Below are 10,127 nucleotides of genomic sequence, written 5' to 3' on the forward strand. Positions count from 1 at the left end.
AGTACTCCTTAATGGATAAATAAGCTTGCGTCGGCCGCGTTTAAAAGCCGGTCTATTTTCTGTTTGTTTTCGGCGGAAATTTCGCCCAGCGGCAGGCGCACCGTCTGCGACCCGAAGCCGATTTTTTCAAGCATATACTTCACGCAAGTGGGGTTGGTTTCCAAATAACACGCTTTGATAAGCGGATAAAGTTTGGCAAACAGCGCAAACGCTTTTTGCGTTTGCCCGCCGGTAAACAGTTTATAAATCTGCACGAACGCGGGCGCAAACACGTTGCCCGCCGCGCTGATGATGCCCGCGGCGTTAATCGCCAGGTACTGCGGGAATAAATCGTCGTTGCCGCAGATATAGCTTAGGCGGTTGCCGAATTTAACGGCTGTGTCCGTTACGTGCGCCATGTCGTAGTCGGATTCTTTAATCCCGGCAATCTGCGGCACTTCGGCCAGCAGACGGCCCAATACGTCGCCGGGCACTTTAAGGCCCGTGCGGCCCGGGATATGGTACATCACCACCGGCGCGCCGAGCGCGGCCACCTGTTTATAATGTTCAATCAGGCCGGCCGGGTTGGGTTTATTGTAGTACGGGGTAACCACCAGCACGCCGTCCGGCTTAAAGGCCAGGGCTTCGCGGGTGTTTTGTAAAGTGGAGGCGGTGGAGTTGGTGCCGGTGCCGATGATAATTTTGACGCGGCCCTGGATTTGCTTGGTGCAAAAATATAAAATTTCATTTTTTTCTTTGGCGGACAGCGTGGCGGCTTCGGCGGTGGTGCCCAGGAGCACCAGCCCGTCCACCCCGGCCGCCAGCTGGGCGTCAATCAAGCGCCCGAGCGAGGGATAATCCACGGCTCCATCAGCGGCCATCGGCGTGGCCAGCGCGGTGTATACTCCTTTAAACATAACGCCTCCCGTAACCATAAATGCGTTCCCGGCCCGTGCGCGGCGGCCAAACGGCCCGCCAAGCGGGAACAGCTCATATTTTAGCAATTTAATTTGTATAATTAAGTAACATTTTTGACCCGGGGGATACTGCTATGTCCGAAAACAAACAAGAAGGCCGGCAGGCCGATACCAACACCAGCCTTCCGAAAGAAGATTGGGAGAAAAAATTGCTGGAAAACGAAAAAACCGCTCTGTTGCCGCCTGTTGAAGAAAAAAAAGAAGAAAAGCCGGCGTTTAAACGCCCGTCTTCCGGCGGATTGTGGGCTTTTCTTTTATTGCTGACTTTTGCCGTTTCTTCCGTGTGCGGCATTTATCTGACGGTTAAACCCGTGGAGAAATGCGAGCCCGCCAAACCGGCCGTTTCCGAAGAAGCGGAAGACGGAACCGCCTCCAAACTGGCGACGGCGCTTTCTTCGCGCTCGGGCGGCAAGCCGGGTATTGCGTGGATTAAAATCCGCGGCGTCATCGCGCAGGACAACAACACCGGCCCGTTCTCGCGCCCTTCCGGCGCGTCGTCCATCGCTAAAAAAATCCGCGAAGCGGGCGAAAACAAAAACGTCAAAGCCATCGTGCTGGACATCAACTCTCCCGGCGGCACCGTGGCCTCCGTGCAGAACATTTACAGCGAAATTTTAAAAGCCAAAGAAAATAAAAAAGTGGTGGCGCTGTTCCGCGACGTGGCCGCAAGCGGCGGTTTCTATATTGCCATGGCGGCCGACAAAATCGTGGCCGAACCGGGCACCATCACGGGCTCCGTCGGCGTGATTATGCAAACGAGCAACGTGGAAGGCCTGTTTGAAAAAATCGGCGTGAAAGTCACCCCGATTACCTCCGGCAAATATAAAGACATGGGCTCCGCTTTCCGCCCGATGTCCGACGCCGAAAAAGCCATTTTGCAGGATATGGTCAACGATACGTATACGCAGTTTTTTGCGGCGGTGAAAGCCGGCCGCCCCAATGTGAAACCCGAAGATTTAACCGAATACACCGACGGCCGCGTATTCACGGGCCAGCGTGCGTTTAATCTGGGATTTGTGGATAAACTGGGCGGCGAAGAAGAAGCGCGCCTTCTGGCCGGGGAGCTGGCGGGCCTTAAAGACCCGAAAATCATCACCCAGCGGCCCGACAGCCTGCGCGAGCTGATTTTCTCGTTTGGCTCCACGATGGAAAACCAGACGCTTGCCAAACAGCTCCAGACGCTTTCCACTCCCAGCGTTTCGTACCTGTGGGTAAACTAAGGGGCCTTTATGAAATTGCTTAAAGCCTATTTTAATTATATGGAAGACCCGGCGGGGGCGCTTCAGTCGCTCCTGGAGGAGCGTTCTTTCTCCCGGGCGTGCGCGGGATATTTTGCCGCCGCGCTGGGCTGGGTGCTGTTTTTTAACATCGGGGACGGGCTTTCCGTTCCGGCGCTGTTATTAAAGCTGTTGCTCGTATTTGCGGCGGAGCTGACGGCGGGCTATTTTATTGCGTCCGTCTGCGGGCTGTTTTTGGATTTTTCCCGCGTAAAAGCTTCTCCCGCGGAACTGTTTGTCCTGGTCGGTTCGGCCGGATTTATTAAGGGACTGCTGATTGCGTTTGCGCTTGTGTCGGCGGCGTTTCCGCCGGCCCGGCTGGGCCTGCTGGCTCCGCTGGCGCTTGTATTGGTGCTGGCCCTGCAGCTGGGGTATTTGACGCGCGGCCTGATGCGCGCGTACGGTATTTCAGCGGGCAAGGCGCTGGGCGCGTGGCTGTTCGGCTTCGTGCCGGCGGCGGCCGCCGCCGCGCTGGCGGGCGCGTTTTTTATCTGGACGCTTACGCTGCTTTTTTAATCCCGCCTGTTTACAAAGCCCCGCCGCCGAGCGGGGCTTTTTTTGTGCCCGCGCGGCCCGGTGCAATAAAAAGCGGTGAGGCGGGGTTGTAAAAGAAGCGTGCAAGGGTATTCTTTTTTTGGTAAAATATACCTACCGGTAGGTAAAGAGCTTATTTATGAAAAAAAACGAATTGGAAAAAACCGATAAATCCGAACGTGAAACCCGTATGCGCGACGCCATTAAAAAAGCGGCTTTTGCGCTGATGGCGGAAAAAGGCCTGGACAAAGTGTCCATGCGCGAAATCGCCGAAAAGGTAAACGTGACCAAACCCGTTCTTTATTATTATTTTAAAAATAAAGAGGACCTGTGCGCCAGCATTATTGAGGACCACGAAACCGTGTTCAGACGCCAAATGGAAAAAGTGCAGCAGCGCGCGCAGGGGCCCGAAGAAGTGCTGTATGAAGGGCTGCTTTCGCACCTGAACTTTTTTATGAAGGACCCGATTCATTCCAAGTTCGTCATTCAGATGATTTCCTATACGCTGGATATGGACCCTAAAACGATTGCGCCGAAAAAAAAGGGCAAAACCGCATACGAAATGCTGGCCCAGGTGCTTGCCGGCGAAGAAAAAAGAGGCACGCTGCCCGCGGGTTCCATAAACGACGTGGTGCAGCTGGTGTCCGGCCTGTCGGCCGAGCTGATGTTCAGCGCGTATTTGAACCAGCACGTCTGCCGGGGTGCGCGCGTAGGCGGCGTTTACAATAAAGAAACGCTCGCGCGTTTGGTAAAAATCATTTTACTGGGAATAAAACAATACTATAAGGAAAAGAAATAAGCATATGAAGAAATGGATGTTACTCGCGCTTATGGCAGCATATGCGCCCGTGTGTCTGGGGGCTGCTCCGGACAAATCGGCCAACAGTTTGTTTGCCGAACGTGAAGAGGTAGGGGGAGAAAAAATCACCATTTCCGACGCCATCCGCATGGCGCTGTCGGACAGCTACCAAATCATTGACGCGCAAAAGACGAAAGAAATTTACGAAGCCCAGCTTTCCGAGGCCAATTCGTATTTCTATCCGTCTTTGTCGCTGGACGGCTCGTACAACCGGGCGTTGAAAAAGAGCAAAATCGTTATGTCTTCGGGCACGATGGAAATCGGCCAGAACAATACTTATACCGCGGGGCTTAACGGTTCTTACGTGCTGTGGTCGGGCGGCCAAATCCGCAATACGGCCCGCGCGGCCAAAGTGGGCGCGGAAACGGGGCTGTATAACCTGCGCCACGTGCAGAGCCTGGTTACCAAACAGGTGGTGGGCTTCTGCTACGACATTATTTACGCCGCCGCGCTTATCCGCGTGCAGGAAGAATACCTGGACATCGCCAAACAGCATTTAAGCGAAGCCCAGGCGAAATACAAACAGGGTTTGGTCAGCAATCTGGACGTGCTCACCCAAAAAGTGAAAGTGGAAAATATTGAGCCGCTGGTGCTCCAGGCCAAAAAGAATTTTGAACTGGGCAACCTGTACCTGCGCCAAATTTTAAACCGCGACCCGGAAGACAACATTTATCTTACCTGGTCCCCGGCGGATTTGAAACTGCCCCAGACGCCTTCCCTGGACGAGCTGTACCGCCTGGCTATGGAAAAACGGCCGGAGCTGATGCTCTCCAAACTGGCGGTGGATGCGGCGCATTACAACATCAATATCGCCAAAGCGGGCCATATGCCCGTGCTCGCGTTAAACGCCGATTATACGTATAACGGGGTTACGGAGAACGGTTTCCCGCAGCATAAAAAAGACTATTACTGGTCTTCCAGCGCCGGGATCAGCCTGAGCATTCCGCTGTTTGAAGGGATGCGGGTCAGCTCGCAGGTGGCGCAGAAAGAACTGGCTTACGAACAGAGCGTGGCCGCGTACCAGAACAAAATGAAAAACGTGCGCATCCAGGTAAAAGAAGCGTGGCTGAATTTGGAAGAGGCCCGCTCCCGCGTGGAAGCCACCAAAGGCGTGGTGGAACAGGCGCGCGAAAACTTGAACGCGCAGATGAAACGCTACCGCGCGGGGCTGACGAGCCAGCTGGAAGTAAACGACGCCATTTCCAACGTAAACGATTCCGACCTGCAATACGTGCAGGCCGTGTATGACGGGGCGATTGCGCTCTCCGATTTGAAATTCGCCGTAGGGGTAGAGGTAGATTTATATGAGAAAGAAAACTAAAAGAAGAATCAGATACATAGTCATCGCAGTAGTGGCTGCGGTGGTATTAGGGGTTATTTTTAAGCCCAAAGCCGGCGGCCCGCTGGACGGCGTCGCCCGGGACGTGTTTGTGGTAAAGCAGGAAACCGTCCAGCTGCGGGATTTGAAACACCAGCTGTTAATGTCCGGCAGCGTTAAAGCCTGGGAAGAAGCCACCCTGTATCCGCGCGTAAACGGCAAATTGCTGCGCAACGTGCTGCGCGAAGGGGATGCGGTAAAGAAAAACCAGACCGTCTCTTTGATTGAACGCGACGAAGTGGGCGCGATTTATGAACCCGTGGTGGTTCCGTCCACCATTACCGGCGTGGTAGGCCGCGTGTATTTGGATCCGGGCGCCAACGTAACGGTGTCCACCCCCGTGGCGCTGGTGGTAAACCAGGAAAAAGTGCGCGTGGCCGTGGATATTCCGGAACGCTACATCGGCGAAATTTATAAAGGCCAGCCGGCCACCCTGCGCGTGGACGCGCTGCCCGGCAAAGAGTTTGAAGCCAGACTGCAAATCATCAGCCCGGTGGTGGATTCTATGAGCCGCGCCGTGGCCGTGGAATTCTGGGCCGACAACAAAAAAGGTTTGCTTAAATCGGGTATGTTCGCTAAGGTGGATGTCATTTTATCCGAAAAGAAGAAAGCCGTGTCTATTGCCAAAAACAGCCTTTACCGCGATGAAAAAGGCCAGGCGTACGTGTTTATGCCGTCCGAAGACGGCAAAACGGCCCGCCGCCAGGAAGTAACCGTCGGCTTTGAAAACAACGATTACCTGGAAGTAACCGAAGGCCTCTCCGTGGGCCAGAACGTGCTGGGTTTTGCGTACGGCCTGAAAGACGGCAGCAAGATTGAGATTAATTAAGGAAGCCAGGTATGCAGGAAAATAATACGAACACGACAACGGCTTCCGCCCCCTCTGCGCAAAACGCAAAGGGCGGATTCGCGTCATTTTTCATTCACCGGCCCGTACTGACCATTATGGCCAGCTTGGCGCTTATCATCGTGGGGTTGATGTCCTACAGCAGCATGGGCGTAGGCATGTACCCCAACGTGGAAGTGCCGTACGTGCTGGTGCAGACCACGCTGGCGGGCGCGAGCCCGGAGGAAATGGAAACCTCCGTCAGCAAAGTCATTGAAGAATCCGTCAACCAGATTGAAGGCATTGACGAGCTGAAATCCCAGAGCATGGAAGGCACGTCTCTGGTGATTATTAAGTTTGACCTGGAAAAAGACGGCGACGTCGCCGCACAGGAAGTGCGCGACAAAGTGGACCTGATCAAAAACGATCTGCCGGACGGAACCGATGCCCCCGTTATTTTAAAGCTGGACGCGGATTCCATGCCGGTGCTGAACGTAGTAGTGTCCGGCGACCGGGATATTATTGATTTGACCGAAGTCGCGAAAAAGCAGGTTAAAGAAAACATTGAAAACATCCGCGGCGTAGGTTCCGTCAACATCGTGGGCGGACGCGAACGCGAAATCCATATCATCGTCAATCCGTTCAAACTCTATTCGCTGGGGCTTCCCATCAGCAGAGTAAAAGAAGCCATCCAAAAACAGAACGTGGAAATGCCGGGCGGCCGCGTGGAACAGCAGCACCAGGAATTCAGCCTGCGTATTTTGGGCCGTATTCCGGACGTGCCGTCGTTTAACGATATTTTTGTGGCCAGCCGCAAAGGCGCTTCCATCAAAATCTCCGATATCGGCTACGCCGAAGACGCGGGCGAATACGACCGCGAATCCACGTTCTTAAACGGCAGACGCGCCGTTACGCTGGAAGTTAAAAAACAGTCCGGCACCAACACGCTGGCCGTTATTGAAGGCGTGAAACAAAAGCTGGAGCTTATTAAGCCCACGCTCCCGAAAGATATTGAAATCAACCTGATGCTGGACCAGTCCGGCAACATTAAAGCGTCCGTACACACCGTGCTGGAACACTTGATTTTGGGCGGTTTCCTGGCGGGCGTGATGGTGCTTATCTTTATGGGTTCGCTGCGCTCCACGTTCATCGCGTTTTTGGCTATGCCCATTTCCATCATCGGGTCGTTCATCTTTATGAATATGATGGGCTTTACCATTGACTCCATGACGCTTTTGGGTTTGACGGTGGCCGTCGGTATCGTTATTGACGACGCCATCGTTATGCTGGAAAACATTTACCGCCATATGGAGAAATACAACAAAAAGCCGAAAGTGGCCGCCGTGGACGGAGCGAAAGAAATCACCTCCACCGTCGTGGCCACCACGCTCTCCATTCTGGTTATCTTCCTGCCGCTGGCGTATATGAGCGGTATTGTGGGACGTATTGTAAGCAGCTACGGGATGACGGTGGTGTTCGCCATCGCGCTCTCCGGTATCGTGGCTTTGACGCTGACGCCGATGCTCTGCGCCAAAATGCTTAAAAAAGAAGACCACAAAAGCAAGCTGGATTTGATGGTAGATGCTATTAACAAAAAGCTGGTGGATTGGTATATCCCGATGCTGGAATGGTCCATTCACCACCGCAAGACCATGGTGGCGCTGGCCGTAGCCAGCTTGCTTTTGATTGTGCCCATGATGCAAAAAGTGGGCGGCGAATTCTTCCCGGTGGACGACAGCGGTAAAATCCAGATTAACGTGGAAGCCCCCGTGGGCACCAGCTATCCGGACACCCAGAAAATCCTGATGCAGATTGAGCGCGACGTGCGCCGTATGCCGCACGTAAAGGACGTGCTGATTTCCGCCGGCGTGGGCGAAAGCAGTTTTGCCAACTCCAGCCCCAGCAACAAAGGCCAGCTGCGCTTTGAGCTGGAAGCGCGCGACCAGCGCGAAGGGATGACTACGTCCGACTACTTAACCGTAACGCGCGAAATGCTCAAGAAATACGAAGGGCTCAAAACCAGCTCGTTCATCGCGAGCGAAAGCCCGTCTTCGGGCCAGAAAGAAGTGGAATTCCTGCTCAGCGGGCCGGACATCAACAAGCTGATTGAATACGGCAACGCCATTTTGGCCAAGCTCAAACAGGATCCGCGTTTTATTGACTCGGATTTATCCGTAGAACTGGCCAAACCGGAATACCGCGTGGTCATCAACCGCGAGAAAGCCCATAATATGGGTGTGAACGTGTCCGACATCGCTTCCGCGCTGCGCACGATGGTGGGCGGTGAAGACGATATCTCCAAATATAAAGAAGGGGACGACTTATACGAAGTGCGCGTACGCGTGGCCGAAGAGTACCGCGATACGAAAGAAGCCGTTTCCGCGCTGATGGTGCCCGGCAAAACCAACGGGGAAGACACCATCGTCCGTCTGGACAGCGTGGCCAGCATTGAAGAAGGCCTCGGCCCCAGCCAGATTGACCGCTTCAACCGCCAGCGCCAGGTAACCGTACGCTCCAACTTAAACGGACTGGATACCCGCACCGCTATGGCTATTATTGAGCAGGAATATAAAAACCTGGGCGTGTCCAGCGAGTATTCCGGCGGTATGAGCGGAAGCGCGAAAGAAATGGGCCGTATGTTCCAATCGTTCCTGGTTGCGTTCGTGCTCGCGTTCCTGTTCAAGTATATGATTTTGGCCGCGCAGTTTGAAAACTACTCGCACCCGGTGGCCATTATCGTGTCCCTGCCGCTGACGATTCCGTTTGCGGTGTTCTCCCTGCTCATCACGGGGCAGACGCTGAACATTTTCAGCTTGCTCGGTCTGTTTATGTTAATCGGCGTAGTCAGTAAAAACGCTATTTTGCAGACCGATTATACCGACCAGCTGCGCGCCCGCGGTTACGGCCGCACGAATGCGATTCTGCAGGCGAACCGCGTCCGCTTGCGCCCGATTCTGATGACGACGCTTACGCTGATTGTGGGCGTGGTGCCGATGCTTATTTCCAACGGCGAAGGCGCCGAATCCCGCCGCAGCTTGGCGGTGGTTATCGTCGGCGGGCAGGCGCTGTCCCTGCTGGTTACGCTCTTGATGACCCCGGTTACGTATATTTTGATGGACAACCTGGGCAACTGGGTAAACTACAAATTCAGAGGGATTCCTTATCCGGAAGACAAGGACAGCGACGTTATCCTGTCCGAAGTGCCGGAAGAAGATTAATCCTTACGGGAAAACAGAAAAGCCGGACCTCCTTGCGGGGCCCGGCTTTTTTATGTACAGAGAGGGGATGTTGTTGTTCTTAATCTGTTTTAGGCTGTATGTTTCCGGTGTTACAATATAATTCTTTTTCTGCGGCCGGAAAAAGAACAAAGGCGCTTTTTGCGTTTAAAAAGCGAAAACCGCGCCTGTTTAAGCGCGGTTTTATAAATTGTAAGGTGCGGGCGGGAATCGAACCCGCGAATATGAGTTTTGCAGACTCACGCCTTACCACTTGGCCACCGCACCGTATACGTCAAAATGATTGGAACAAAATTATTATAGCAAAAAAAGAGGTTTTTAGGAAGAAGCGTTAAAAATCAATTTGGGTCTTGATTTTTAAGACTTGGCTGCTATACTAGCAGTATGGGAGTGCCACAACAACCCGTTTTAGGGTATGCCTCTTGTAGGGGACTCGGCCTCCCACCTTTTCTTCCCGGTGCGCGGCGCGTGCCGGGATTTGTTGCGTAAATCCGGCGCAAAAGGCGTGCTTGCGGGCTTACTTTTTGCTATAATAATATAAAGGCTCCCGAACGGGGGCCGTTTTTCGCGGCTTCGGGCCGGGGCTTTTGCGTCAAAAAGCTTTTGTCTTTATACATTTTTTGATATAATAAAGTATTGCCTTGCGCGGGCGTAGTTCAATGGTAGAACACTAGCCTTCCAAGCTTGATACGTGGGTTCGATTCCCATCGCCCGCTTGGCAGTGTGCGCTGTAACAAGTCCGCGTTCGGTGCGGCACCCGAATGCTGGGGTAGCTCAGTAGGTAGAGCATCTCCATGGTAAGGAGAAGGTCGTGGGTTCGATTCCCACTCCCAGCTTATAAATTTGAAAGTCCCCGTCCCATACGGGGCACCGGCAGTAAATGCTGGGGTAGCTCAGTAGGTAGAGCATCTCCATGGTAAGGAGAAGGTCGTGGGTTCGATTCCCACTCCCAGCTTGTTTTGACAACTAAACAATGCAGTAAAGACTAAAAACAGGAGAACTAAACAATGGCAAAGGAAAAATTTTCCCGCAGCAAACCGCACGTAAACGTCGGGACGATT

7 protein-coding genes and 4 tRNA genes are annotated in these 10,127 nt (G+C 53.5%); 9 read left to right on the plus strand and 2 right to left on the minus strand.

Features of this window, described 5'->3' with window-relative positions:
- Positions 1 to 8: 8 nt before the first annotated feature.
- Positions 9 to 896 (minus strand): 4-hydroxy-tetrahydrodipicolinate synthase, encoded by an 888-nt coding sequence (gene dapA, locus ACQY36_RS03320; protein WP_428070927.1) that lies wholly within the window; start codon positions 894 to 896, stop codon positions 9 to 11.
- A gap of 134 nt (positions 897 to 1,030) precedes the next feature.
- Here dapA and sppA point away from each other — a divergent pair, with 134 nt between their 5' ends.
- The 6 genes from sppA (at position 1,031) to ACQY36_RS03350 (ending at position 9,048) form a co-directional block, all read left to right on the plus strand.
- Positions 1,031 to 2,176: a signal peptide peptidase SppA gene (gene sppA, locus ACQY36_RS03325; RefSeq protein WP_428070929.1), complete on the plus strand. Its 1,146-nt coding sequence runs from the start codon at positions 1,031 to 1,033 to the stop codon at positions 2,174 to 2,176.
- Positions 2,177 to 2,185: 9 nt separating this feature from the next.
- Positions 2,186 to 2,749, plus strand: a complete 564-nt coding sequence (locus ACQY36_RS03330) for a hypothetical protein (RefSeq protein WP_428077718.1) — start codon at positions 2,186 to 2,188, stop codon at positions 2,747 to 2,749.
- A gap of 157 nt (positions 2,750 to 2,906) precedes the next feature.
- Positions 2,907 to 3,566 carry a TetR/AcrR family transcriptional regulator gene (locus ACQY36_RS03335; protein WP_428070933.1) on the plus strand — a complete coding sequence of 220 codons (660 nt, stop codon included), beginning with the start codon at positions 2,907 to 2,909 and terminating at the stop codon, positions 3,564 to 3,566.
- 4 nt (positions 3,567 to 3,570) lie between these two features.
- Positions 3,571 to 4,947: a TolC family protein gene (locus ACQY36_RS03340; protein ID WP_428070935.1), complete on the plus strand. Its 1,377-nt coding sequence runs from the start codon at positions 3,571 to 3,573 to the stop codon at positions 4,945 to 4,947.
- The gene (locus tag ACQY36_RS03345) at positions 4,931 to 5,833 is read left to right on the plus strand and encodes an efflux RND transporter periplasmic adaptor subunit (RefSeq protein ID WP_428077720.1); all 903 of its coding nucleotides are present in this window, start codon (positions 4,931 to 4,933) and stop codon (positions 5,831 to 5,833) included. Before ACQY36_RS03340 ends, ACQY36_RS03345 begins: the two co-directional genes overlap by 17 nt.
- An 11-nt stretch (positions 5,834 to 5,844) precedes the next feature.
- A complete protein-coding gene (locus ACQY36_RS03350) occupies positions 5,845 to 9,048 on the plus strand; it encodes an efflux RND transporter permease subunit (protein ID WP_428077722.1) in 3,204 nt (1,067 codons plus the stop codon).
- 213 nt (positions 9,049 to 9,261) lie between these two features.
- Here ACQY36_RS03350 and ACQY36_RS03355 read toward each other — a convergent pair.
- Positions 9,262 to 9,333, minus strand: a tRNA-Cys gene (locus ACQY36_RS03355).
- 378 nt (positions 9,334 to 9,711) lie between these two features.
- Here ACQY36_RS03355 and ACQY36_RS03360 point away from each other — a divergent pair.
- From ACQY36_RS03360 to ACQY36_RS03370, 3 genes are all read left to right on the plus strand, one after another.
- Positions 9,712 to 9,782 (plus strand) — tRNA-Gly (locus tag ACQY36_RS03360).
- Positions 9,783 to 9,829: 47 nt separating this feature from the next.
- Positions 9,830 to 9,902: transfer RNA gene (locus ACQY36_RS03365), tRNA-Thr, on the plus strand.
- 46 nt (positions 9,903 to 9,948) lie between these two features.
- Positions 9,949 to 10,021, plus strand: a tRNA-Thr gene (locus ACQY36_RS03370).
- Positions 10,022 to 10,127: the final 106 nt, after the last annotated feature.

The organism is Candidatus Avelusimicrobium alvi (assembly GCF_958451995.1).
Lineage (GTDB): Bacteria > Elusimicrobiota > Elusimicrobia > Elusimicrobiales > Elusimicrobiaceae > Avelusimicrobium > Avelusimicrobium alvi.